This is a genomic window from Arthrobacter psychrochitiniphilus (assembly GCF_003185915.1).
Lineage (GTDB): Bacteria > Actinomycetota > Actinomycetes > Actinomycetales > Micrococcaceae > Specibacter > Specibacter psychrochitiniphilus.
In genome coordinates this window covers 116542-141367 of the sequence record NZ_QHLZ01000006.1, presented here as the reverse complement: position 1 = coordinate 141367, position 24826 = coordinate 116542, and the positions used below count along the sequence as shown (strand labels likewise).

The 24826-nt window shown below is 59.6% G+C and carries 24 protein-coding genes and 2 tRNA genes; 3 read left to right on the top strand and 23 right to left on the bottom strand.

Features of this window, described 5'->3' with window-relative positions; translation table 11 throughout:
- Nucleotides 1-78: 78 nt before the first annotated feature.
- The 3 genes from nrdE to nrdH all read right to left on the bottom strand — a co-directional run bounded on the left by nrdE (nt 79) and on the right by nrdH (nt 3074).
- A complete protein-coding gene (nrdE, locus tag CVS29_RS10970; RefSeq protein WP_110106505.1) occupies nt 79-2199 on the bottom strand; it encodes a class 1b ribonucleoside-diphosphate reductase subunit alpha in 2121 nt (706 codons plus the stop codon).
- Between the two features lie 14 nt (nt 2200-2213).
- A complete protein-coding gene (gene nrdI, locus CVS29_RS10965; RefSeq protein WP_110106363.1) occupies nt 2214-2690 on the bottom strand; it encodes a class Ib ribonucleoside-diphosphate reductase assembly flavoprotein NrdI in 477 nt (158 codons plus the stop codon).
- 129 nt (nt 2691-2819) lie between these two features.
- The gene (gene nrdH, locus CVS29_RS10960) at nt 2820-3074 is read right to left on the bottom strand and encodes a glutaredoxin-like protein NrdH (RefSeq protein WP_110106362.1); all 255 of its coding nucleotides are present in this window, start codon (nt 3072-3074) and stop codon (nt 2820-2822) included.
- 443 nt (nt 3075-3517) lie between these two features.
- On the opposite strand from nrdH, the gene CVS29_RS10955 reads away from it, so the two are divergent.
- Nucleotides 3518-4450, top strand: a complete 933-nt coding sequence (locus CVS29_RS10955; RefSeq protein ID WP_110106361.1) for a LysR family transcriptional regulator — start codon at nt 3518-3520, stop codon at nt 4448-4450.
- Nucleotides 4451-4506: 56 nt separating this feature from the next.
- Here CVS29_RS10955 and CVS29_RS10950 read toward each other — a convergent pair whose 3' ends face one another.
- The 9 genes from CVS29_RS10950 to CVS29_RS10910 form a co-directional block, all read right to left on the bottom strand.
- Nucleotides 4507-5919 carry an aldehyde dehydrogenase family protein gene (locus CVS29_RS10950; RefSeq protein ID WP_110106360.1) on the bottom strand — a complete coding sequence of 471 codons (1413 nt, stop codon included), beginning with the start codon at nt 5917-5919 and terminating at the stop codon, nt 4507-4509.
- 173 nt (nt 5920-6092) lie between these two features.
- Nucleotides 6093-8408, bottom strand: a complete 2316-nt coding sequence (gene metE, locus CVS29_RS10945; protein ID WP_110106359.1) for a 5-methyltetrahydropteroyltriglutamate--homocysteine S-methyltransferase — start codon at nt 8406-8408, stop codon at nt 6093-6095.
- 81 nt (nt 8409-8489) lie between these two features.
- Nucleotides 8490-9452 (bottom strand): methylenetetrahydrofolate reductase, encoded by a 963-nt coding sequence (locus tag CVS29_RS10940; RefSeq protein WP_110106358.1) that lies wholly within the window; start codon nt 9450-9452, stop codon nt 8490-8492.
- A 389-nt stretch (nt 9453-9841) separates the two neighbouring features.
- Entirely contained in the window at nt 9842-10639 is a 798-nt protein-coding gene (locus CVS29_RS10935) for a hypothetical protein (protein ID WP_110106357.1), read from the bottom strand.
- Nucleotides 10636-11634 carry a vWA domain-containing protein gene (locus CVS29_RS10930; RefSeq protein ID WP_110106356.1) on the bottom strand — a complete coding sequence of 333 codons (999 nt, stop codon included), beginning with the start codon at nt 11632-11634 and terminating at the stop codon, nt 10636-10638. The genes CVS29_RS10935 and CVS29_RS10930 overlap by 4 nt, the downstream gene beginning before the upstream one ends.
- Nucleotides 11631-12614, bottom strand: coding sequence for a VWA domain-containing protein (locus tag CVS29_RS10925; RefSeq protein WP_110106355.1), 984 nt, complete (start codon nt 12612-12614; stop codon nt 11631-11633). Before CVS29_RS10925 ends, CVS29_RS10930 begins: the two co-directional genes overlap by 4 nt.
- Complete coding sequence (locus CVS29_RS10920; protein WP_110106354.1) at nt 12605-13075, bottom strand: hypothetical protein; 471 nt, start codon at nt 13073-13075, stop codon at nt 12605-12607. Before CVS29_RS10920 ends, CVS29_RS10925 begins: the two co-directional genes overlap by 10 nt.
- Nucleotides 13065-14009, bottom strand: a complete 945-nt coding sequence (locus tag CVS29_RS10915) for a DUF58 domain-containing protein (RefSeq protein WP_308467740.1) — start codon at nt 14007-14009, stop codon at nt 13065-13067. The genes CVS29_RS10920 and CVS29_RS10915 overlap by 11 nt, the downstream gene beginning before the upstream one ends.
- Before the next feature lie 27 nt (nt 14010-14036).
- Nucleotides 14037-15044: an AAA family ATPase gene (locus CVS29_RS10910; protein ID WP_110106352.1), complete on the bottom strand. Its 1008-nt coding sequence runs from the start codon at nt 15042-15044 to the stop codon at nt 14037-14039.
- 161 nt (nt 15045-15205) lie between these two features.
- On the opposite strand from CVS29_RS10910, the gene CVS29_RS10905 reads away from it, so the two are divergent.
- On the top strand, nt 15206-15403 hold the full coding sequence (locus CVS29_RS10905) for a hypothetical protein (protein ID WP_110106351.1): 198 nt from the start codon (nt 15206-15208) through the stop codon (nt 15401-15403).
- On the opposite strand, the gene CVS29_RS10900 is transcribed toward CVS29_RS10905, so the two are convergent.
- Both CVS29_RS10900 and CVS29_RS10895 read right to left on the bottom strand, forming a co-directional pair.
- Complete coding sequence (locus CVS29_RS10900; protein WP_245932188.1) at nt 15404-16669, bottom strand: ROK family transcriptional regulator; 1266 nt, start codon at nt 16667-16669, stop codon at nt 15404-15406.
- A 132-nt stretch (nt 16670-16801) separates the two neighbouring features.
- Nucleotides 16802-17983 carry a class I SAM-dependent methyltransferase gene (locus tag CVS29_RS10895; protein WP_308467742.1) on the bottom strand — a complete coding sequence of 394 codons (1182 nt, stop codon included), beginning with the start codon at nt 17981-17983 and terminating at the stop codon, nt 16802-16804.
- A 141-nt stretch (nt 17984-18124) separates the two neighbouring features.
- Between CVS29_RS10895 and CVS29_RS10890 the strand changes: the two genes are divergently transcribed.
- Nucleotides 18125-19123 carry an MIP/aquaporin family protein gene (locus tag CVS29_RS10890; RefSeq protein WP_110106350.1) on the top strand — a complete coding sequence of 333 codons (999 nt, stop codon included), beginning with the start codon at nt 18125-18127 and terminating at the stop codon, nt 19121-19123.
- Here the strand turns inward: CVS29_RS10890 and CVS29_RS10885 are convergent.
- The 9 genes from CVS29_RS10885 to CVS29_RS10845 all read right to left on the bottom strand — a co-directional run bounded on the left by CVS29_RS10885 (nt 19117) and on the right by CVS29_RS10845 (nt 24723).
- Nucleotides 19117-19533, bottom strand: coding sequence for a YchJ family protein (locus CVS29_RS10885; protein WP_170120958.1), 417 nt, complete (start codon nt 19531-19533; stop codon nt 19117-19119). The genes CVS29_RS10890 and CVS29_RS10885 overlap by 7 nt on opposite strands.
- A 44-nt stretch (nt 19534-19577) precedes the next feature.
- The gene (locus CVS29_RS10880; protein ID WP_110106348.1) at nt 19578-20306 is read right to left on the bottom strand and encodes a FadR/GntR family transcriptional regulator; all 729 of its coding nucleotides are present in this window, start codon (nt 20304-20306) and stop codon (nt 19578-19580) included.
- Between the two features lie 197 nt (nt 20307-20503).
- Nucleotides 20504-20579 (bottom strand) — tRNA-Ala (locus CVS29_RS10875).
- Nucleotides 20580-20640: 61 nt separating this feature from the next.
- Nucleotides 20641-20716: transfer RNA gene (locus tag CVS29_RS10870), tRNA-Ala, on the bottom strand.
- A gap of 110 nt (nt 20717-20826) precedes the next feature.
- Nucleotides 20827-21594 (bottom strand): histidine phosphatase family protein, encoded by a 768-nt coding sequence (locus CVS29_RS10865; RefSeq protein WP_110106347.1) that lies wholly within the window; start codon nt 21592-21594, stop codon nt 20827-20829.
- A gap of 46 nt (nt 21595-21640) precedes the next feature.
- A complete protein-coding gene (gene rsfS / locus CVS29_RS10860) occupies nt 21641-22033 on the bottom strand; it encodes a ribosome silencing factor (protein ID WP_110106346.1) in 393 nt (130 codons plus the stop codon).
- A gap of 32 nt (nt 22034-22065) precedes the next feature.
- Nucleotides 22066-23802 carry a hypothetical protein gene (locus CVS29_RS10855; RefSeq protein WP_146213040.1) on the bottom strand — a complete coding sequence of 579 codons (1737 nt, stop codon included), beginning with the start codon at nt 23800-23802 and terminating at the stop codon, nt 22066-22068.
- On the bottom strand, nt 23802-24503 hold the full coding sequence (gene nadD, locus CVS29_RS10850) for a nicotinate-nucleotide adenylyltransferase (RefSeq protein WP_110106344.1): 702 nt from the start codon (nt 24501-24503) through the stop codon (nt 23802-23804). Before nadD ends, CVS29_RS10855 begins: the two co-directional genes overlap by 1 nt.
- Nucleotides 24478-24723 (bottom strand): hypothetical protein, encoded by a 246-nt coding sequence (locus tag CVS29_RS10845; RefSeq protein WP_110106343.1) that lies wholly within the window; start codon nt 24721-24723, stop codon nt 24478-24480. Before CVS29_RS10845 ends, nadD begins: the two co-directional genes overlap by 26 nt.
- Between the last annotated feature and the right edge of the window lie 103 nt (nt 24724-24826).

Below are 24826 nucleotides of genomic sequence, written 5' to 3'. Positions count from 1 at the left end.
CCATGAGCCAAATCAATCTTAAGCCAAAGGCACGACGGCGGGGCCGCCCTCGCCGTCGTGCACTTTAGTTCCGTGGTGCTAAAGCTGGCACGAGACGCAACCTTCCACTTCCGTTCCTTCCAGCGCGAGCTGGCGCAGACGGATGTAGTAGATGGTCTTGATGCCCTTACGCCAGGCATAAATCTGGGCCTTGTTGATGTCACGCGTGGTGGCGGTGTCCTTGAAGAACAACGTCAGGGACAGGCCCTGGTCCACGTGCTGCGTGGCAGCGGCGTAGGTGTCGATGATCTTCTCGAAGCCGATCTCGTACGCGTCCTTGTAGAACTCAACGTTGTCGTTGGTCAGGTAGGGAGCCGGGTAGTACACGCGGCCCAGCTTGCCTTCCTTGCGAATCTCGATCATGGAGGCGATCGGGTGGATCGAGGAAGTGGAGTTATTGATGTAGCTGATGGAGCCTGTGGGCGGGACAGCCTGCAGGTTCTGGTTGTAGATCCCGTGCTCCATAACGGAAGCCTTCAGCGCACGCCAGTCTTCCTGCGTGGGGATGTGCATGCCGTCAAAAAGCTCCGCAACGCGGGCGGTCTGCGGCAGCCATTCCTGGTCCGTGTACTTGTCGAAGAACTCACCCGAGGCGTACTTGGAGTTCTCGAAGTTGATGAACGTGGAGTTATTCTCAATGGCCAACAGGTTTGAAGCACGGATGCAGTGGTACACCACCGTGTAGAAGTAAATGTTGGTGAAGTCCAGGCCCTCAACGGATCCGTAATGGACGCGCTCACGGGCAAGGTAGCCGTGCAGGTTCATCTGGCCCAAGCCAATGGCGCGCGACTGGCGGTTGCCCTTGGCAATGGAGGGGACACTGGTGATGTTTGACATGTCAGAGACAGCGGTCAAGGTACGGATGGCCGTCTCAATCGTGGCACCGAAATCGGGGGAATCCATGGCCTTGGCAATGTTTAGTGAACCCAGGTTGCAGGAGATGTCCTTGCCAGTCTCGGCGTAGGAGAGGTCATCGTTGTACGTGGTGGGTGCGGAAACCTGAAGGATCTCAGAGCAGAGGTTGCTCATGATGATCTTGCCCTCGATGGGGTTTTCGCGGTTCACCGTGTCCTCAAACATGATGTACGGGTAGCCGGATTCGAACTGGATCTCGGCGAGAGTTTGGAAGAACTCGCGGGCCTTGATCTTGGTCTTCTTGATCCGGGCGTCGTCAACCATCTCGTAGTACTTCTCAGTAACAGAGATGTCGGAGAACGGCATGCCGTACACCTTTTCAACATCGTACGGGGAGAACAGGTACATGTCCTCGTCGCGCTTGGCCAGCTCAAAGGTGATGTCGGGGATGACAACACCCAAAGACAAGGTCTTGATGCGGACCTTCTCATCAGCGTTCTCACGCTTGGTGTCAAGGAAGCGGTTGATGTCCGGGTGGTGGGCGTGCAGGTACACGGCGCCTGCGCCCTGGCGTGCGCCAAGCTGGTTGGCGTAGGAGAAGCTGTCTTCGAGGAGCTTCATGACGGGGATGACGCCGGAGGACTGGTTCTCGATCTGCTTGATCGGGGCACCAACTTCACGGATGTTAGTCAGGGCAAATGCCACGCCGCCGCCGCGCTTGGAGAGCTGCAGAGCGGAGTTAATGGAGCGGCCGATGGACTCCATGTTGTCTTCGATGCGGAGCAGGAAGCAGGAGACAAGCTCGCCGCGCTGTGCCTTGCCGGCATTGAGGAAGGTGGGGGTAGCGGGCTGGAAGCGGCCGTCCATGATTTCATCGACAATGCTCTTGGCGAGTTCCTCATTGCCGCGGGCCAGGTGCAGGGCAACCATGCACACACGGTCTTCGTAGCGCTCCAGGAAGCGGTTACCGTCAAAAGTCTTCAGCGTGTAGGAGGTGTAAAACTTGAACGCGCCCAGGAAGGTCTCAAAGCGGAACTTCTTCTTGTACGCACGCTGGAAGAGCTCGCGGGTGAAGTTCATGGAGTACTGGTCCAGCGTCTCGCGCTCGTAGTACTCATTCTTCACGAGGTATTCCAGCTTTTCTTCCAGGTCATGGAAGAAAACGGTGTTGTTGTTTACATGCTGGAGGAAATACTGACGGGCGGCCGCACGGTCGGCGTCGAACTGGATTTCACCCTTGGAGTTGTACAGGTTGAGCATGGCGTTGAGCTCGTGGTAACCCAAGCCCTCCCATGCTGCGGGCATCTCCTTGGAGGCCTTCACGCCAGTGCCTTGGTCTGAGACAATCGTGTCCAAAATTCTTCCAATCCTTCGCGAACGCGGGCAACGTCCTCAGACGTACCCATCAGTTCAAAACGGTATAAATGCTGTACTTTGCACTTCTCGGCGACAATGTCACCGGCCAGGCAATAGGTTTCCCCGAAGTTGGTGTTCCCGGCGCCTACGACACCGCGAATCAACTTCCGGTTTTGTTCCACGTTAAGGAACTTGATGACCTGCTTCGGCACTGCCCCGCTCCGATTTTCCCCGCCATAAGTGGGCAAGATCAGGACAAAGGGAACTTGTGCCAGAAGCGTTTCTTCTTTGGTGTAGATCGGCAGCCGTGCCGCGTCCATCCCCAGCTTCACCATGAATCGGTGGGTGTTATCGGAGGAGGAGGAAAAATATATCAGCCGGCTGCTGGTGTTTCGAGAAGGTATCGCTGTTACTGCGGCTTCTGCTGCAACGGCTGACATGGCTTTCGCTTTCCAACTGCTTACTTGCGGTTGTAGGGCCAGCCGTTTGACGGGCCAGCCCCACATGTGTGCGTTATCCGCACATGAAATTATGTGTTTCGTGCGGGCCCAAAAGGCCCACTTCCTGACTTACGCTACGCTCGCGGCGTTTGCCTGGACGGCTGCGGCAAGTTCGGAAATCTTATCCGGACGGAACCCTGACCAGTGGTCGCCATCAGTGATCACCACGGGCGCCTGCTGGTAACCAAGGCTGAGTACGTGTTCCAGAGCAGCCGGATCAGTGGAGATGTCTACGCTCTGGTACGTGATGCCCTTTTTATCCAACGCCCGGTATGTTGCGTTGCACTGGACGCAAGATGGTTTGGTGTAAACCGTGACGGTCATGATCGAAGTTCCCCTTTGTCTGTTTCTGCCTGTGGCTGCCTCTGTCGGCATGCTCGCTGTCGGTGGGGGCTACGGGTCACGCAACGGCCTCGCCAGCTTTTTAGAGCTGTTTCAGCGGCCCTTTTCAGAACCGCTTGAATTCTGTAATAGATACTACATGTAGTGCGAGTCTCCAGCACCGACCCCTACATGATGTATTACAAGTATGTCATTCTTATGCACCGCTCGTCCACAGCCTAGGAGAATTAAAAGCCCGTGAACTCAACGTTTAAACCGAGCTGTCCACAGGCTGTGGACAGCCTGGGTGCACACTAAACGTGCGGCGTGTCTCATAATTTCGGCGTGTCGTGCCGGGGCGGCTGGCCCATGTGCACCACCACAGCCCGTCTATGCTTGCTTATGCTTGCTTAGGAATCAGCCGCTCCGGCAGAAAGAGCCATCCTGTGATCAATCCCCTGCACCTGCGCACCCTTTTAGAAGTTGTTCGCCGCGGATCCTTTGCCGCCGCAGCCACCGCGCTGGGGTACACGGCGTCGGCTGTTTCACAGCAGATGTCAGCTCTGGAGCGTGATTCCGGAGTCGATTTATTTCACCGCTCAGCACGCAGCATCCTGCCTACGGAAGCCGCCTTGGTCATGTGCCGCCATGCCACCAAGGTGCTGACCGATATAGATGCCTTGTTGGCTGCGAGCGCACGCACGGCTGAGGGGACAAGCCAGGAATTGCGGCTGGGCATCTTTCCCTCGCTGGCCACCTATGTCCTGCCGCGCTTATTTGGCTCCTCACAGTGGCCGGAGCTGGGAATTAATCTCCACGTCTCCGTGGGGGAACCGCAGCAGACCATTGGTGGCTTGCGCACGGGCGGAGAGCTGGATGTGGCCCTGGTGTATCAGGTAGGTCAGTCAGGGCTGGCGTGGCCGCACAGCCTGAACCGGCAGTGGATTGGCGACGATAATTTTCGTGTTGTCCTTCCCGCGTCCTGGGGCATTCGCCCGGGCTCCACCATGGACGCTGCCCACCTCTCAGACATGCCCTGGATCATGCACCATCCCGGGACCAGTGACGCCGCCGTGATAGAGCGGCTCTTCGCCAGCTGCAACCTGCATCCGCGCGTGGCCGCCTACAGCGACGATTTCAATGCCAGCCTGCAACTGGTGGGAGTGGGGCTGGGCGCAGCACTGGTCCCGGAACTGGCTCTGGCCGCCCGGCCCGAGAACGTGGTAGTCCTGGACGTGCCTGAAATCCGGTTGGCCCGCAATATCTTTGCCCTGCTCATCAATGAGAATCGCACGGCCCGCGTCGAGGTGTTTGTGGACAAACTGGCCAGCATCCTGGCAGAGGTCACGGATATCAGCCATGTGGACCGGACACCGTGAGTCCTCACGCCGTGATGGCGAGCCCATACGGCGCTAGCTCGGCATTGTAGGAGCCGTTACTGCTTCCGGAACTTCTTGGCCGGTGCCACAAAGCGTTTGATGAGCTGCTTTTTCACCGCACCAAACGGCGGGTAGATCAGCGCGAGCGTGTCCGGGAACAATGTCTTTTCCAACACCGCCTTGTGATGTGAGAACGTCGCCACCGAGTGCTGCCCGTGGTAGCCCCCCATGCCGCTCTCCCCCACACCACCAAAGGGCAGGCCGGGCACCGAGAGGTGCGCCACGGGGACACCAAAGTTCAGTGCGCCCGAGGAGGTTTGGCTCAGGAACTGCGCCCGTACGCCGTCGTCCTCGCTAAAGACGTACAGGGCCAGCGGCTTGTCCCCCGCATTGATGTAGGCGATGGCCTCTGCGGCCGAATTGACGGTGAGCAGCGGCAGCACCGGGCCGAAGATCTCCGCCTCCATGAGCTTGGCATCAGCATCCACATGGAGCACTGTGGGGGCGATGTAGCGGGTGGGCGCATCCGTACGCCCGCCACTGACAAGGGCGGAGCCGGAGTGCTCCGCTAAGTCTTCTACCAGCAACCCGGCAATACGGGCAAAGGCCTGGTCATTGATTATCCGCCCGTAGGCCAGGCTATGTGCAGGCTCGGTACCGTAGAGGTCCTCGATGGCCAGCGGAAGTTCCTTGGCAAGTTTGGCCAGTGCGGCGTCAGTGCCCAAAACATAATCGGGCGCCACGCAGGTCTGCCCGGCGTTCATGAACTTGCCCCAGGCAATGCGGCGTGCTGCGGCAATCATGTCCACTGACTCGTCAATGTAGACCGGCGATTTTCCGCCCAGTTCCAGCGTCACCGGTGTCAGGTGCTTGGCTGCGGCGGCCATGACGATCCGTCCAACACGAGAATTACCGGTGTAAAAAATGTGGTCGAAGCGCTCCTCCAACAGTTCGGTGGTTTCGGCCACACCGCCCTCCACAATGCTCACGGCGCCGTCAAGATATTCCGGGACCCAGCGGGCCAGCGCCGCCGAGCTGGCAGGTGCCATCTCGCTGGGCTTGCCCACAACGGTGTTCCCGGCCGCGAGGGCTCCGACCATGGGGGCCAAAAGTAGTTGGATGGGGTAGTTCCACGGCGCAATGACCAGCACCACGCCGAGCGGATCCAGCACCGTGCGGGCCCGTGCTGGCTGGAGCGCCAAGGGTACGGGCACTGGGCGTGGCTTGAGCCATTGCTCAAGATGTTTCAAGGTGTGGGAAATCTCGGCGGTGAGGAAGCCGATCTCTGTCAGCCAGGCTTCGGCCGGGTGTTTGCCAAGATCTCCGGCCAGGGCTGCGGAAAAATCATCACGGTGCTCAACGAGCATGCTATTCATGGCCTTCAACGCACTGACACGCCACGCCAAGGGCTTCGTGGTGCCGCTGGTGAAAACTGCCCGGGCGCTTGCCACACTCTCTTGTACGCTCATGGCTTTAATCTACCCTCTCTCCGGGACCAGGACGTTACCCGCTGGTAACGTGCCCCGGTAATGTGCGCTAGTGGCCAAAAGCACAGCGCCCCTGGCCTTTCCGTGAGGAGAGGCCAGGGGCGCTGAGGGTGACGCTGGTGGAGCAGGTTTCGCTGGTGGAGCTAGCGGGCGTGTTAGACGAGCTGGGCGCGGACTTCCTTGGTGGCCTGAACCAGGTTCCGCAGGGACTCCTCAGTCTCGGCGTAGCCACGGGTCTTCAGTCCACAATCGGGGTTGACCCAGAGCTGGCGAGCGGGCACGTGCTTGACGGCGGTGCCGAGCAGTTCAGAGACCTCGGCCGCACCGGGGACGCGGGGGCTGTGGATGTCATAGACGCCCGGGCCAACACCGCGGCCAAAGCCATGGTTCTCGAGGTCGTTGACAACCTCCATGCGGGAACGGGCAGCCTCGATCGAGGTCACATCTGCGTCCAGACCGTCAATGGCATCAATGATGACACCGAACTCGGAGTAACACAGGTGCGTGTGGATCTGAGTGGCGTCGGCAGCTCCGGCGGTGGAGAGGCGGAAGGAATTCACGGACCAGTCCAGGTAGGCGGGCTGATCGGCACGGCGCAGCGGGAGGAGCTCGCGCAGGGCAGGCTCATCCACCTGGATGATCTTGATGCCGGCAGCTTCCAGATCCGCGATCTCATCACGCAAGGCCAGGCCCACCTGGTTGGCGGTGTCACCCAAGGGCTGATCGTCACGGACAAAGCTCCAGGCCAGGATCGTGACAGGGCCCGTGAGCATGCCCTTCATGGGCTTGTTCGTCAGCGACTGCGCATATTCCGCCCATTCAACGGTGATGGCCTTCTCACGGGTGACATCCCCCCACAAGATGGAAGGACGGGTGCAGCGGCTGCCGTAGGACTGGACCCAGCCGTGAACCGTAACGTTAAAGCCTTCGAGGTTTTCGGCAAAGTACTGAACCATGTCGTTACGCTCGGGCTCGCCATGGACCAGCACGTCAAAGTCGAGTTCTTCTTGCAGCTCCACCACGCGCTTGATCTCTTCCTTCATCAAGGTGGTGTATTCATCCGCCGTAATGGCGCCCTTGTTGGCCCGGGCCCGTGCGGAGCGGATTTCGCCGGTCTGCGGGAAGGAGCCGATGGTGGTGGTGGGCAGTGGCGGCAAGGCCAGAGCCTCATCCTGGGCGGCTTCGCGGATGGCAAAGTTGGAGCGGTTGAAGTCCGCCGGGGTCAGGGCTGCCAAGCGGGCACGTACCTCGGGGCGCTTGACCCCAGCGGCTACTGCCCGTGATGCGATGACAGCAGAGGCTTCACAAATGGCTACCGCGGACGACGCCGGGTCCACCAGGTGCGCTGCCAGTGTCACCACTTCGGTGACCTTCTGGTCTGCGAACGCCAACCAGCTGCGTAGTTCCTCAGAGAGCTGGGTTTCCTCGGTGACGTCCTGCGGGACGTGCTGGGTGGAGGTAGAGGTGGAGACGGTGACCGCTAGACCGGCAGCCTTCAAAATATCCAGCCGCGCAGCGGATTCGGCCAGATCGTTGATCCAGATGTTATGACCATCCACTACACCTGCAACAACGGTCTTGCCTGCGAGCAGGGCCAGCTCTTCCGCGGAAGGAACGGCACCCTTGAAGGCGTCAATGTGCAGAGCCTCGATGGGGGCGCCAGCCAGGGTGGGCAGCAGTTCACTGAGTGCACCGAACGGGGTGGAGACAAGGATCTGCGGGCGGCCAGCAGCTGCTCCGAGTACCTCGTAGCTGCGTGCAACGGCAGCCTGAATTTCGGCAACGGGCACATCCTGATCGGCAACAAGGGCGGGCTCGTCCAGCTGGATCCAGGAGGCGCCGGCGGCACCGAGGCGGCTCAGCAGTTCAGCGTAGACCGGCAGTACCTCTTCCAGGCGGGAGAGCGGGTTGAAGTCTGCCGGGGCTTCATCACTGGCCTTGCTCAACAGCAAGAACGTGACAGGGCCAACCAGGTACGGGCGGGTCTCAAAGCCGTTGGCCAGAGCGTATTCGAACTGCTCCACCACGCGGGTTGAGGTGAGTGAGAAAGTGGTTTCCGGGCCAATCTCCGGCACCAGGTAGTGGTAGTTGGTATCGAACCACTTGGTCATTTCCAGCGGCTGCTGCTCAACCGTGCCGCGAGCCAAAGTGAAGTAGGCGTTGATGTCAAGCTGGCCATCGGCGTTGCGCAGTTCACCGAAGCGGGCCGGGACGGCACCGATGTGGGTGATGGCGTCCAGCACCTGATCGTAGTAAGAGAACGTGCCGGGAATGGCTGCCGCTTCGTTCAGTCCCAGCTCAGTCAGGCGGCGGGCGGTACCCAACTGGATTTCTTTGGCGGCAGCATCCAGCTCGGTGGCGTCGATCTTGTTCGCCCAGAAACCCTCGATGGCCTTCTTCAGTTCGCGGCGGCGGCCAATGCGGGGGTAGCCCAGTAGGGAGGCGGAGGGGAATGCAGTGTTCTTTGACATGGAATTTCCTTAGATTTTTAAGACAAATATTTCAAGATAAAAAAGTCAGATGCAGCGGCCATTGCTTGGCCAAGGCGGGTGTTAGGCCAAGGCTGATGCGGCACTTCTGGAGCCCAGCTGGGGCCGTCCCGGACGCAGTAGTTCGAGTTTATTCAGGACCTCCAGGGCGGCGGCATGTTCATTGAAGGTGTAGAGGTGAATACCGGGTGCGCCAGCGTCCAAGGCCGCCCGGGCCAAGTCCACTGTGGCCTTGACCCCCACACGGCGGCTCTGTGCTGCGTCGTCGGCCCGACCCAGACTATCCAGCAGCTTGGGGCAGGGTTCCACACCCGTCAGATCACCCAAACGCTGAACCCGGCGCAGGCTGGTCAGCGGCATGACACCAGGGATGATGGGTATGCTGACCCCGGCGCGGCGTGCCCGGCTCACAAGGTCGCGGTACTGGTCCGCATGGAAGAACACTTGGGTGATGGCAAAGTCGGCTCCTGAGCGCTGCTTGGCCAGGAGGACCTCCACATCATGTTCAATCGAGGGTGACTCCGGGTGCCGCGCAGGGTAGGCCGCCACACCAATAGCAACCTTGCCGGCACAGAGCAACGCCGAACGGCGCTGCTCCACACGGCGGATCAACTCAATGAGGTCCTGCGCGTAGGCCAAGGATCCAGCCCGTGGTTCGGCGGGACCGTCCTGGGGCAGATCTCCGCGCAGGGCCAGGATGCCGCGCACACCATGGTCGAGCAGTTCAGAGATGATCTCGGCAAGTTCATCAGCCGTGTTTCCCACGCAGGTCAGGTGTGCCAACGGTCTCAGTGAGGTTTCCGTCAGGAGCCTGTTCAAGAGTTCCACTGCTGTGTTGCGGTTACTGCCATTGGCACCGTAGGTGACGGAGACGTAGTCCGGATTGGTGCTTTCCAATTCACGGATGGTTTGCCACAGCGTGGCTTCCGCGGCCGCATTCTTGGGTGGAAAGAGTTCGTAAGAGAGGGCTATCGGCGCACTTTGTGAAGCTGGCGCCGATACCTGTATCAGGCTCGGTGGAGACATTTGCTGGGTCCTTGAGGATGGGTTGGCCGCTGCTGCCCCAAGCGTCTAGAACACCGGAAGGCAGCAACAATCACATTTTCGAAGAAAGCGGCGCAGACCACCCGGAGCTGTCTAGAGAGCAACAGCGAGCGGGCGTGATCCGCGAGCAAATGTCAGACCCACATGGGGGCACCCACACCCTCGATTAATCCGAAGGTCGCTGACACACGTTGAGGAGATAACGTGCACCAAATATAAGCACCCCGTGACATGCAGCGCAAATTCATGATCGAATTACTACGCGCCTTTACGGAATATTTCAGCAATTACATTCGGAGAAGCTAGTGAATTCTGCACCTTGACCGAATAAGTGAGCAGTCAGAGTCCCTCTGTACTCCAAAATGCACACGTCACCACGGCTTGGGGTGCTGCTCTGGCTCTTCCTCAAGCAGTTCATCCAACTTCTGGCCCTTGCTACGTTCCTGCTGCGCTTTCTGGCCGGATTCCTTGAGCTTGTCCAGCTTGCTGGCGGGTGGCGCCGGCGTATCCTGCCCCGGCTCACTCTCGCCGCCTTCGCCGTCCTGGCCACCATCTTGGGAGGCGGACGCCTTCTCCTCCAGGCGCTGCGCAGCGTCCCGCAGCGCATCACCTTCACCGTCGCTGTTATTGGCACTATCAGGGGTGAAGCAGTCCCGCGGCGCTTGCTCTACAGTTGCGCTGCCCTGGGCAAAGAACTCCAGGGCACTCGCCGTGTCCCCCGCCTTCTGCCCCTCCTCACCCAACTTCTCTAGGCTAAGTACCAAATTAACCCGAACCTTGCATGAGTCCTTTGCTGGGACCAGCTCCAAGGCCGTGGCAAATTCCTTCCTGGCCCGTTCAAAGTCGCCGCGCAGCACATATCCATCACCCACGGCAAAGTGGGACTTGTACCGTTCAACCAGGTTCAGTACCCCCATGGCCTGCCCGGCGTGCACGGTCCCGTCCGCGTTAGAGCTGCCGTAGGCTGCGCCGGCCTGCCCTGCGGCGAGTGGCAGGCTCAGCAACTTCAGTGCAACAACGGCGGCGACAAGGATGGCAGGTGCGCTCCAGAGCAGCAGTTTCTTCCGCCGTTGCCGGGCGTCGCCAGCCCCGCTGGGTGCAGTCCCACTGGATGCAGTCCCACTGGGTGCAACTGGTCCGGGTTGCGCTGCCAAGGAAGAGGCATTCATGCGCGGTCCTTTCGGGGCGCCGCCAAGAAACGGCGGGCACGGCTCAGTGAGGCCAGTTCTGCGGTGGCCACACCAAAAGCGGCCAAAGCGAAGAGCCAATATAATTCAGTGCGCCCGGCACCAACACGGACCTCTGTTCCACCCGGCGAGGAAGAAACCTTGGGGGCAGACTTGCCCAACGCCGCAGCAATGTTTCCCGGCTGCTCCCGGTGAACATAGGGCACGTCCAGCTGGGAGGCGATGCCGGCCAGCGCCTTCTCATCAATACGGGAAATCGCTGGCGCATAGTTGGCGCTTTTGTCCAGAATGTAGGGCCCGGAGGATGTACTGCTGAAGCTGTACTCACGCATTTTTCCTCCGGCAGTTGTCCCGTACCCCAACACAGCGCCACCATCTATCAGTTCTATCTTGTCCTTGAACGGTTCGGGTGCTTGAGCTGCTGTTTGTTCCCCGTCACCGAGGTAAAACACCAGCCGCGGCCGCTCCGGGTGGTTCTTCGCAGAATCCGCCAGCCGTTGGGCCAGCAGCTGATGGGCCACGCTGATGCTGCTGCCTTGAGAGATGTAGGCCGGTTTGGGTGAGATGACCTCAGTCATGGTGGCCAGCGCTGTTGCGTCGGTGGTCAGCGGAAGCGTGACGGAGGCCTTGCTATCAAAGGTGATCAGGGAGAACCGGGCCCCAGCCAGTTCGGTGGCCAGGGCTTGAATGTCCCCTTTCATTCCCTCAATCCGGGGAGATTTTCCATTGAAGTCCTCGGCAGCTGAACTGGGTGTCACATCAACCACAAAGTACACGTTGAGTTCGGTGTTCGCTACTGGTGCGGGCGCGCCCACCAGTCCGGGCCGGGCTCCAGCAACCAAGACCAGCACAACCAAGGCTGCGTAGCGCCAACGGGCGGCGGTGGCCCCCTTGAGCAGAAGGAAACCAGCAACGGCTAGCAGCATCAGAGACAGAGCCAGGTACAGCCACAGGGGCAGGATCGGCAGTAGGCTCATCTCCGAAGCCGCCAACCAGCTACACCCAGCATCAGCAGGGAAAGCAGCGCCATACCCAAGGCCCAACCTGGTTGATCCAGCACACTGCGCTGCGGGGCGCCCTTGAGCAGTGCCGCCTCAGTGGCTTGCACTTTTTGCACAATTCCAGGAACCGCAGATTCACTCTCCAGCGCAAAGTAGGCCCCGCCCGTGGAGGTGGAGGTCGTCTTGAGGCCTTGTGCGGCCTTGCCCAAGAATGTTTCCATGCCGAAGTCGTTGGGGTTAAGGGAATAGATACGTATCTTGTCCTTCTGAGCCAGCGTGGTGGCCTCCGCCAGGCTGAACAAGGGTTTTCCTGCCAAGAGGTTGTCGGTGGCAAAGATGACCGATCTGGATCGTTGGGATTGGGCTGCTGCCGGAAAGCCGTTGATGCAGCTGGCTAATCCGTCGCCAATGAGAGAGGAGCCCGGCGCCTCATATGTTCCAGTGAAATAATCAAAGGAACTCGCGTCCGGGTTCAGCGCCTTCTGCGCAATTTTGAGCTCATTCGCCACAAACTCATAGTCGTCCGTGAGCGGAAAAACTGTGACAGCCGTTGAATCAAAGATGGTCAAGCCAATCCGTTCACCCTTGAAGTTCGCCACCAAGGTGGAAAAAACACTCACAATGGCCTCATCGGTATCCAACATGGAACCGGAGACATCCAGACACAAGATGATGTCCCGGTTAAGTTGTTCAGGAATGCTTGTCCGCTCCGTGACGGGCCGGGCCGCGGCCACCAGCAGCGAGAGCGCCAAAACCGCAACGGCAGCAACCGCCACAGTGAGCCACGTGCGGCGCTGGCGCAGCGCGTTTTGGTAGGCGGGTAGGGCCGTGAGCCGTTCGGTATGGGCCACCGGAAGGCGCCACACCGGCGCCGTTCCACGCCGGAACAGCAGTACAAGGACAGTGCCAAGAACGGCCAGCCCCACAGGCAGCAACCACCAGTATTTCAACGCCATTCTCTCACCACATTCCTAGCCGCCTGAGCCGAGTCGGACACTAAGCGGTCTCCTCCTGTGCGGGAAAACTCCCCCGGATAAAACAGTTCCACAGCCTCCTCAGCCAGTGGCAGGCGGTGCTCACGCAACTCGGTGAGTGTCATGCGCTGAGTCCGCAACCCCGTCATCTCATGGACGAAGGTGCGCACAGCCAGGCTGAGCTCACTGTGGGCTGCGCGCGTAGCCAGGTGTCCGGCGTCGTGCTGGTTTTGCAGCCCATCAATGAGGGCCAGGTATTTGGCTTTGACGCCCTGCGGGTGCCGTGGCGGAACAAAATTGGGGACGCCGATGGTGCCGGCCGGCTTGGTGGCGACCCAGATCCAGGCCACCGCTGCGGCGCACAGGATCAGCAGCGCCACCCCCATCAGCGGCCACCACGCCGAGTAGCCAATGGGGGCATAAAACGTTGTGTCAGCGGGCACGTCGATGCCTCTCCAGCAAGGCGAAGACAGCAGTCATGACCTGCTCTGTGGCACCCACACAGGTCATGGCAATTCCCTGGGTACGCAGCAGCTCGGCCAGCCCCTGGGACCTTTCGGCGGCAGCTTGGGCATAGCTGCGGGCAAGTTCCGGATCATTGGCAAGTAGCAGCAGGACCTGCCGCTCCCCCTCAACGTCAGTTGCCATAACCTCGGTGCCCGCCCACCCGGATGCTAGGTGTGCAGATGCCGTAGCGCCCTTGTCCAGGCTGCCTCTTGACCTTCCGGCAGAGCCGTGGACAGCACCGGGTCCGGCTAAGATGGCGTCAGCAATTTCTACCCACAGGATTTCATGCTGGGCGTTGAGCCGGCGAAGCACCTTAGCGAGGCGCTCGTTGGGTGCGAGCTCATCCGCAACAACCACCAGGAGTGTGCGGGCCTTGATGTGGGTGGCAGCATACTCCAACTGCGTGCACAGCTCACTGCGCCCGCTGTCCTCTGAGGCTGCATCCATGCGGCGCAACACATTCTCCACATGACTTTCGGTGCCTTTGGCGGGCAGTGCGGCGGTTGCGTTGGAGTCTCCGTGGATAAGGGCCACGGAATCACCGTGTCTGCAGGCCAGCAAGCCGATGACCCCCATGACCATGACGGCAATATCCTTTTTGATCTGGCCGCCGCGAGAGGTTGCAGCCATGTTCCGGCCAGTGTCAGCCACAAAAAGTACCTGTTGGCGGCGGGTAGCCACGTAGCGTTTGATCAGCGGCGTCCCCACCCGGGCAGTGGCTTTCCAATCGATGTCCCGGACTTCATCCCCCGGAACATAATCGCGCAGATCATCGAAGTCCAGGCTACGGCCGCGGAAAATGGAAGCGTACTCTCCGTCAAGGACACCGCGGGCCCGGCGGTGCGCAAAGATGTACATCTTTGCTTTCACGCCAGTCAAGAGGCTACTCACGGCAGGCTACGGTGTTTGAACTGAGTCAAGGATGGCGGCAATCAAGGTTTCCACCGGAATATTTTCCGCCACGGCTTCAAAGCCCAGAATGATCCGGTGCCGCAAAACACGTTCCGCCAGTGCCTTGATGTCTTCGGGGATCACGTGGTCCCGTCCTTGCAGCAGGGCTAAAGCACGCGATGCCTGGGTGAAGGCGATGCTGGCGCGGGGGCTGGCACCAAACTCAATAAGCTTGGCCAGCGCAGGGTCAATGTACGCTCCGGCATGGCGGGTTACATAGACCAGCCCCACAATGTAATTGATAAGAGCAGGGTCCAGATAAACCTTTTTGACGGCGTCCTGCAGGGCAACGATATCTGCCAGCCCTGCCACGGGAGCTGGCGCCGCCCCGGCTAGGAACACCCCGGAATCAATACGCCGAATGACTTCGGCTTCCTCCACGGGGCTGGGATAATCCAGAACATCCTTGAGCATGAAGCGGTCCATCTGGGCTTCGGGGAGCTGGTAGGTGCCTTCCTGCTCAATGGGGTTCTGGGTGGCCAGGACCATGAACGGGTGTGGCAGCGGGTGTACCTGGCCGGCAATGGTGGTTTGACGTTCCTGCATGGCTTCGAGCATGGCAGATTGTGTCTTGGCACTGGAGCGGTTGATCTCATCCAGCAGCACAATGTTGGCGTGCACGGGACCCAGCTGCGTGGCGAAGGTGCCTTGGGCGGCGTCGTAAATCTGGGTGCCAACAATGTCACTGGGCAAAAGATCCGGGGTGCACTGGATCCGGTGGAACAGTGCGCTGACTGATTCTGCCAGGGTCTGTGCGGCCGTGGTCTTCGCCAAGCCCGGAACGGATTCCAACAGGACGTGGCCCCCGGTCATCAGGGAGATCAGCAGGGTTTCCCGTAACCGGGTTTGTCCCACCACCTTGTGTTCAAAGCTGCGGGAGATCTTGTTCAGAACCTGCTGCGCATGCGCCAGCTCCGCCTGATCGAGGGACGGGTTCACGCTGGTGGATAACACTGTCAAGGGGGCCTTTCGTTGAAACAATTTCTGACACAATTTCGGACACAATTTCGGGGTGGATCTTATAGACAAGTTCATACATTTAGTGGCTTTCCCACAATGGGGAGAACTTCCCATGCCCACTGTCCAGAGTGCACGGCGCGGACTAGAGTGAACCCATGAACCAGTTGCCAGCTGTCTATGAGGAGTACCTACAAGGCAAGGATGAGAACTTCATTGCCACAGTCCGCCCGGTACTGCAGCAGTCAGTGGCCGAGAAAACCCACGGGGTGCGGGTGGTTGTGACCCCGCATGCCCTTCAGGCCCACACCGATCCTGCCATTCCCTTTGGCGAGATTATTGAGGGACCGGACTGATCAGAACTTCGCGTCCAGCAACAACTGTGCGGCATTGGAGCTGAACGTTTTTTCCATGACCAGGCAGGCCGCCCCAAACGCTTCCTCACCCGAGTTCACCACGGTGCCGGTGACTTCCACCGAGTGCACACAACTGGTGACGCTTAGCTGCCTCAGAAGCTCCGGAATCAGCTCCAGATAGGTGGTTGCCAGAGCCGGCCAGAAGGGACCGCCGAACACCACCTTGTCCACATCGAGCAGGTTGGTCAGGACCGAAACAGCGCCAGCAAGACGCCGTGCAGATTGCGCCAACACCTCTTTGGCTTTCCTGTTTCCCTGGGCAGCGGCCTCCGCAAGAGCCGCCAGGTCCGCAGGAAGTGACGGTTCCACGCCCTCGGGCGCAGCGGGAAGAACACCAACAGCACGGGCTTGAGCTACCAAGGTTTCGGGCATGCAGGTGACCTTCACGCAGCCGCGCCGCCCACAATCACACGGCGGGCCGTCGGGGTCCGCAATGATATGCCCAATCTCTCCCACGTTACCTGAGGAACCCCTCACCACCTGATCATTGAGCACCAAGCCGGCACCTATACCCGTGCCAATGTACACAAACACAAAATCCGTGGCGTTATTCTCGGCCCCGGCCCACAGCTCGGCCACTGCCGAGGCCGTGACGTCTTTGTCCATCACCACGGGCAACCCGGTTGAGCCCTGCAAGATGTCTCGCAGAGGGACCCTATTCCAGCCCGTCATATGGGGCGGGTCAACCACTGTTCCACTGCCCGCATCAACAGGGCCCGGCGTAGCAACACCCACACCGGCAATACGGTGCTCGGGAATACCGGATTCGGCAATGATGCGGCGAATCTGAGAACCCATGGCGGCAACGGCCTGTGCCGGCGGGCTGGCAAGATCAGTGACTTCATCCACCGAGACCAGCACGGTCCCTACCGCGTCCAACAACACATAGTTGGTGGTCGCCGGATCAATGTGAAGCCCGATCGCGTACATGCCTTTGGGGTTCAACCGCAAAATGGTGCGCGGCTTCCCCGGGCCAGAGGTCTCCTTGCCGGCTTCCACAATGAGCTCTGAATCCAGAAGGCGCCGGCAAATATTAGATACTGTCTGTGCCGCCAACCCGGCCGAAGCCGCCAGTTCAACCCGGCTAAGGCCTTCCGCGGAACGTCGAATGGAGTCCAGGATCACTGCCTGGTTGAAATCCCCCATCTTAGGAAGGTTTGTGCCGCGGCGGCGCTGGGGCACAACCATATTGGGAAGTCCCAACATTATCTCCTTGACAAATCATTAGCTGCTGATTGCCGGCCTCGTGGATGAAGCCGGCCCCATTCCCCAGCTGCCAGATTACCCCGGCGGAGGTGGCGACTCGTGAACGCCACGGCGGGCGCGCGAAACTTCAGGTTAAGAACTAGAGCCTTCGGCCGTACCGGATGCCGCCTTGGTGGAAACTGTGAGAGTAAATTTGCTGTTACGAGCTACTACGCGCGTGGTTCCCACCGCTTTCGCCAAGGCACCCTTGTAGTCCAGATGGCGGTTATAAACGCACCACAGCTCTCCCCCAGGCGCCAGTACACGTGCTGTGGCTGCGAACAATTTATGTGCAATTCCGGCATGCACGGTGGCCCCCACGTGGAAGGGCGGGTTCAGGACTATCAACTCCGCTGAGCCAGAGGCGAACCCGGCCAGCGCATCATCACGGACCACCTCAATTTGATCGGCCAGAGCGTTGGCCAGCGCTGTGGCTGTTGTTGAGGCCACCGCCGCAGCAGACTGATCCGTGCCAATGACCTTCAGCTCCGGACGGGCCTTGGCCAGGGCCGCTGAAATGGTGCCATTGCCACAGCCCAAATCAATGGCCAGGCTCGCATCCGGGCGCATCTGGGGAACATAGTCGAGGAGGAAGCGTGTGCCGACATCAATTTTTGTGCCACCAAACGTAGCCCCGTGGGCGCAGATCCAGAGCCCTTGCTCCGCATGGAACTCCTTTTTTGGAAAGCTCAGCGCCGTTGCCTCCTTGCGTGGGCCGCTGAGGTGCAGTGGGCGGGATTTTCGCCAGGCCCGCCCTGGAACAACTGAGCTAAAGTATTCTGCCAGCACTGTATTCATGGCCAGGGTCATGTGCTTGATGCGGCCGCCAGCAAAAACTTGCACGGTTGGCGAGGCGTAGGTGCTGATAAGGGCCGCCACTTCTGCCAGTTCGTCGAGGCTGCGCGGCAATTGCCACAACACAACCTCTGCCTCGGTAAAGAGCTCCGGCCCCAACGCCATGGACGTGTACACATCGGCGTGTCCGCTGCGGTCTGCGTTGAATGCCAACGCATATTCCCCTGAAATACCATCCTGGCTCACGCGCAGTCCGGACAGATCATGAACCGTTGCAGAGGCAAGGGTCAGCGCTCCATACCGGTCCCCCAACACGGTGACGGATCCGGGGGCGGAGGTCTCCAGCGCGGCATAGGCCTGCTGGAGGATCAGATCGTCTGTGGCGTCATGGGCGAAGAGGTTCTCTGCCTCTATGTCCGGGAACCTCCGCAAGTGCCCAAAATCAAAGACCATGCCCTCAAGTTCACTGTTTTCCTCCACCGACCAACTCTACCGCGCCGCATTTTCAGCCCAAGTTTCTTCCCCTGCCTTGGTGCCCAAAATCACACAGGATATATACTTGAGGCAATCACCTAAGTCACAGATACGTCGCCGTCATCGACGACTCGAAGGATGATTATTATGAGTCAAATTACGCCACTTCGCAGAACCGTCCGTGATGGCAGCGGACTCAAACGTGTTGGAGGTGTGTGGGGAGAGGTCCTGGCTGAATTCCTCGGCACCTTTGTCCTGATTTGTTTTGGTGACGGTGTTGTAGCCATGGCCGTAGCTGCGCTACCTGGCAGTGGCCGCGCCGCGACTGACACAACAATTTTCATGGCTGCCGGGGACTGGCTACTGATCACGTGGGGATGGGCGTTGGCGGTAGCGTTAGGCGTCTATGTGGCCGGTGGCGTTAGCGGGGCACACCTGAACCCCGCAGTGACGTTGGCGTTCGCCGTCCGGAGAAAGTTCCCATGGAACAAGGTTATTCCCTACGTGGTGGCTCAGGTTGTGGGAGCTTTTGCGGCTGCGGCGCTGCTCTACGTAGTCTATTTCAACGCCATTGACGCCTTCAACGCCGCATCCAAAACACAACGGGATCAAGCCGGCGGCTTAGCCACGTTCTCCATTTTCGCCACCTTCCCTGCGCCGTATTTCAAGGGCAATTTGACCATCCCGCTGATTGACCAGATTGTTGGTACTGCATTTTTGGTGATCTTCATTGTGGCCATCATCGATTTGCGCAACACAGCTGTTAAGGCCAATCTGGGACCGCTGATGATCGGCTTCGCTGTGGCGGCCATTGGGATGTCCTTCGGTGCCAACGCCGGTTACGCCATCAATCCCGCCCGTGACTTTGGTCCTCGCGTGTTTGCGTGGCTAGCAGGCTGGGGTGATGTTGCCTTGCCGGGCACCATCACGGGGGTTCCTGGCGCATTCAGTTGGTACTTCTGGGTGCCTATTGTAGGTCCGCTCATTGGCGGCATCATAGGCGTGCTGCTCTACGACTGGTTCATTGGCGATATCCTGCATGCCCGCCGCGCACTGGCGGATCAGGAGGCAGCTGCTAGTGGTAAGCCACGCATTGACCAGGATAAGACGGAACCGGGTCCGGCCGAAGAAGAGGAAGACTACTGAAGCTCCAAGGCCTGGACATACAGCCACTGGCTGCCAACTTTGGTAAAGCTACTGGTTTCCGTGAAGGAGTCCCGCAGTTTACGGTTCGCCGCTGAGCGGTAGTGTGCGCGGAAAGTCACCACGCCCTCACGCTCAAAGGGACCGCCGCGTTCAGTTCCGAGGATTTCCAATAGATACCACTTCTGGTCGGGGTCCAATTCCAAAGTCTCAGGGCGAGTGTCACTGTGCCAGGTTCGCAGCAGGTAGCCGGCATCGCCCAGGGCGAAGGCGCTGAAGCGTGAGCGCATCAGCGCCTCTGCTGTGGGCGGGAACGTCCGGGCCACAGTGTTGGCGCTGTCTAGGTAGCGCCCGCAGCAATTGAGCAACAGTTCCCCACTGTGGCAGGGGCAGCGCATTGTGTCCGTCGTCATGGTTCTCACCTTTCTTGTCCTTAGTTCCTCAATGCTCAGTGGAGCTATTGGAGCGGGTGGGTTTGTGCATGGAACCATTCGATGTGGTTCTTGAGTTCTTTGGCTGCCCGGACGCCGTCGTTGGCTAGCACTGCGGCAAGGATCTCACCGTGCTGGGTACGCAAGGATGGGACCATGGAGTCCCACTTGGCTTCACTGTCAATGGCCTCGCTGACATAGCCCTGGATGGCCAAGCGCAGGGATTCCATCATGGCCGTGACAACCGCGTTTCCTGCCAGTGAGCTGAGCAGCACGTGGAAGGCGGCATCCAAGACATGGAATTCCTCCCGGTCCAGGCCGGGGGCTGCCATGGCTTCAAAAAGTTGGTGCAGGGTGGCCTCTTGGCTGGCAGTGCGTGGCTTCCCGGCAGCTTCCACAGCCGCCCACGTCTCCATCATGATGCGAGTCTGGACAATGTCTGCAACGGGAAAATGACTCGTTGCCATATGTAGGCGAAGTGTTGCCGCCAGTCCGGCTCGAGGATTGGCTATGACCACAGCACCGGATTGCGGTCCGGAGCCTACTCCTGTGCGGACCACTCCCATCACGTCCAAGACACGAATCGCATCGCGGACGGACGCGCGGGAAATACCGTGTTTCAACGCTAGGGCCCGCTCCCCCGGCAATTGATCGCCCACTTTAATCTTGCCGTCGCGAAGATCGGCTTCAATACTGTTCAGCACCGCCTCGTAGCTGCGGGTAATAGGCGTGGGATCGGGTTCTGAGGCGTGCACTGGATCATTCTCGCATTCAGTGCCGCCAGAGAGTGAATCGGCACCCGTTTTTGGCACAGAGCGAGCAAGCAGCGAGGCGTGGGAATAAATCCGTAATCCGGCTCAGTTGCCAACGCTTCACGCCCAGGCAGAGGAACTCCCCCACACGGAGGGCAAGAAAAAATCCGGCCATTCTCACGAATGGCCGGACCTTGTTTTGGTGGAGCTGAGGGGACTCGAACCCCTGACCCCCTGCATGCCATGCAGGTGCGCTACCAGCTGCGCCACAGCCCCAAAACTAACGATATTTAGTTGTAAACCCACTGAATAACTTCTTTAGCTCATTCAGCGTGTTTGGTGGAGCTGAGGGGACTCGAACCCCTGACCCCCTGCATGCCATGCAGGTGCGCTACCAGCTGCGCCACAGCCCCAAACACTGTATTTATTTGCCGATTTCCTTGACCTAGCGGTCTTGGCTGAAGCAACCTGTCTATCCTAGAACACGTTTTACCGTAGTGCCAAATCGGCGTGTTCAGGGCGCCTAGTCCTCTACAGGCTGGTCAAGACCTTCGGGTGATTCATACGGTTCCGGAAGCGTCCCAACATTGTGTTCAAGTAGCCTCCAGTGGCCCACTCCCGATCCTGAATCAGCGGAATGGGCAGCTTCAACCACAGACCAATGACAATTGGAGAGCCCGGACAAGGTGCGCCACAACGGCTCCGGCAGACCCAACAGCTTAGCCATGGCTACCCTGGTGGCTCCTCCGTGGGTGGTGACCACCAGAGTGCCGCCGTCGGGAAGTACAGAGACACCTTCCAGAACGGCATCAACCATCCGTTGGGCTACTTCAACCCGGGTTTCCCCACCACCGGCCCGGACACCGGGTTCATCACGTTGCCACTGTTTGATCTGCTCGGGAAAGCTCGCAATTATCTCATCGAAAGTCCTCCCCTCCCACTCACCACCAAAGGTTTCACGCAGGCGTGGATCCACCTGAATAGGACCACCAGTGAGGGATGCCAGCTCTTGGGCAGTGGAGAAAGCCCGGGAGAGATCGGAGGAAAGTATCTGCACCGGATGCCCACCGGAGACGGCAGAACCGAGCTTGCCGGCTAGAAGTGCCGCGGCCCGGCTAGCCTGAGATGCTCCCACCTCGTCCAGAGGAATATCGCTCTGACCCTGAAAGCGTCCGGCAGCATTCCATGATGTGCGGCCATGGCGCCAAAAGATGACCCGCCGGCGAGGGCCGGCGGGCTGCAGAACTGAACGTCCCGGTGTTTGGTTGGCTATCAATGGCCACCGTCCCATCCAAGGTCCCCCAAAGGGACAATCACAGTGCTGATTCTTTTTCCTACTACTCTGTTACGGCAGCAGCTGATGGGTCAGCGGCATCCAACTGAAGGTCAATGATGGGGCATTCCCCGTAAAGACGCTCGAGTGCGTAGAAAACGCGGTCCTCTTCATGCTGGACATGGACCACAATGTCGGCGTAATCCAGAAGAACCCAGCGGCCTCCTGAGCGGCCTTCGCGGCGTACCGGACGCAGACCAAACTTGTGCAGTTCGTCCTCGATGCCATCAACAATGGCGTTGACCTGGCGTTCAGTTGCTGCGGAGGCGATGAAGAAGATGTCCGTAATAGCCAAGCGGTCGCTGACATCGATGGCTGTCACATCCTGAGCCAATTTTTCCGATGCTGCCCGCGCTGCCGCGCGTGCCAAGTCAATCGACGTTTCTGATGCTGTCACTGGTGTTCCTTTGATTGTTGAAAAAATCTTGTTTAAAGAGTATTGGTCAATATCACGATGACGCTGACCACAAGAGCCGCACCGCCAAGAATAATACTCCCCCACTGAATCAGCAGGTTGCGTTGCGTTCGTCTCAGCCCGGCAGTCATGGCATCCAGGGGCTCGAGCCCGTGCGCGTAGTCTGCGGGCATGGGGGGCATTTGTGAGCGTTGCACCGGCTCCGCTGCAGTCGCGGCATGTGAGGGATAAGGACCTGACCCTTCAGCAGCAGTAGCAGTAGCAGCATGCTCCCCGTTCGCCATGGCCTCAGCACGTTTGATGGTGCTACTTCGGCCACCCGTCAAAGGGCGGTTTCCCGGACCAGGGCGGTGCACGGCACGTGCTGCCAGCGCCGCATCGAACCTCTCAGCACTAACGTTGGGCACGGTGGGGCCGGATTCCGGGATTTCCTCTGACGCTTCGGGGCTGGACTGCACCACTGCCCGTGCCTTGGCTGGCGCCTGCCGCGGAGTGGAACGTGTGACAATTGGCACATGGGTAGTGGCCGGCGGACGCATAACGCGCTGGTCCATCCCGGGCACGTCAATAAACTCCATGGGCGTAACCATGGCCAAGTTATTCGTGGCCGTGGGGTCAGCCGGCGGACGCCGATTCTTGGCATTTTCCTGAACCAGCCGTTCACGGGCCTGTGCGCGCTGGGCCAAAATAGCGGCCCTTTCCGATTCAGCCCGCTTGGCTGCCAGCACTTGAAGTTCTTCAGTGCTGGGAGCAACTGGCGGCCCCGCCGAGATCGGATAATAGCTCCCACCGGGAACAAGTCCGGGCATGGGAGGAGAATTACGCTCAAGTTCACTCTCAAGCGGTGTCTGCGCCTGAACTTCCGCGGCAGCGGCGGCGTCAGGTGTTGCGGCAGTCTGCGGGCTTGGCGCACCCTCGCCATCAGCGCAGATGGACGCGTTAGCTTGGTCTGCGCCAGCCTGATCCACGGTGAACAGGGCGGCACTGCTAGGCAAAGCTGTCGGTGGGCTTGGCATTTTCACGGCGGCCGGCGGCACGTCCAGTGGTGTCACAGCCTCAGGCGCCGATGCGCCGGGCAGCTTTTTATCATCAGTACCTGCGGAGGCGGTACTGGTCCCGGTTTGCCTCCGGCTGGTAGCAGGGGCTGCACGGCGCCCTGCCCTGGTACGCGGCACAGGCGTTAGGCCCGGAACCGCACTTCCAGCAGGCGTAGGGGTACCAGCAGAGACAGACTGCTCAGTGGCGTCCGCGGGGACATCGCGGGTGCTGTCCGTCGAGGCCTCGCTGGTGGTGTGGGAAGAGTGGGTATCCGTTAACGCCACAGCCGGGCTCTGACTCGTCTGAGGCGAAGCACCCGCCTTCCCCGCCCGTGAGGTGACAGAGATGACAGGGTTCACTGCCGTGATGGGTGCCCGTTCTGCATCAAGCTGAGCCTGACGAAGCGTCTTTCGTGATGGCAGCGGGCTCAGTTCGCCCGGATCGACAAGGTCCTTGTAGGCACGCAAGGCAGCCCTGTCGCGTGCCCGAGTCTGTGATTGACGTTCCCGAGGTAACGGTGCCTCCGCGGCGCTGACTTCCTTGCCGGCGTCGGCGGTGCCTGTTGGTACTTCTGTTGCCCCGTGAGCCCGGTTAGCAGGCGAAACAGGCGCCATGATCTCAGGCACCGCGGAGACTTCCGGGGCACCCGTTCTGTGTGCAGATTGCTCGCGCATTTCTCTGCGACTACGAATCGGCTCTGTTTCCTTGCTCATCACTTACTCATTCGGTTCTCTTTAGTCACCGGCACTATGCCTGCTCCGGCATCTGTTACGGGTTGCACGTACAGCCCGTACTTGGCAATATATTGCACCACACCGTCCGGAACCAAGTACCAAACGGGATTGTGCTCTGCCACTCGCTGGCGGCAGTCGCTAGAAGATATTGCCATAGCAGGCACTTCCAGCAAACTTACATCGGTTCGCCCTCTGTCATCGAGCACATGCCCTGGCCGGGTGACACCCACAAAGTGGGCCAAATCCCATAGTTCTTCATTGTCTTTCCATGACATGATCTGTGCCATGGCATCGGCACCTGTGATGAAGAACAAGTCCGCTTCAGGACGCATCCTGCGCAAATCACGCAATGTGTCAATGGTGTATGTGAGCCCTGGTCTGTCAATATCCACACGGCTCACGGTGAATTGCGGATTCGCAGCCGTTGCAATGACAGTCATCAAGTAGCGGTGTTCAGCGGCGCTGACTTGGCCTTTTGACTTTTGCCATGGCTGGCCGGTGGGCACAAAGATGACTTCGTCTAGCTTGAAGACGCTCGCAACTTCACTGGCTGCAACAAGGTGTCCATGGTGGATCGGATCGAACGTGCCACCCATGACTCCAACCCGGAGACGGTCCCGGGTACCTTTAGCGCAAGATACCCGGGGGGTTCCCTCAGTGATGGGAAGACGCCTGGCCATCGTTGTGCAGGTGCTTGTTGGTGTGCTGGCGGTGCGGGTCTTCAGTTGCTTCAACAACACTGTGGCGGTTGCCCAAGTTCATGAAAGAGACCGTAACAAACATCAGCAGCAGCAGGGCAGCAAGCATAGTACCGCCAATCACATACGGCGGCGCAATCAGCGGCGCAAGATCGTGTTCTTCTGCGGCAGCCAGTACGACGCCGGCAAGCTGGGTCAGCATTATTTCTCCCCTTGGGTACGTGGCCTGGCGGTTATGTCACCGCACCAAGGCCAATTGTTGCTTGTATTCCTTCTAATGGTACGTGCAATCGGCATGCTCAGGG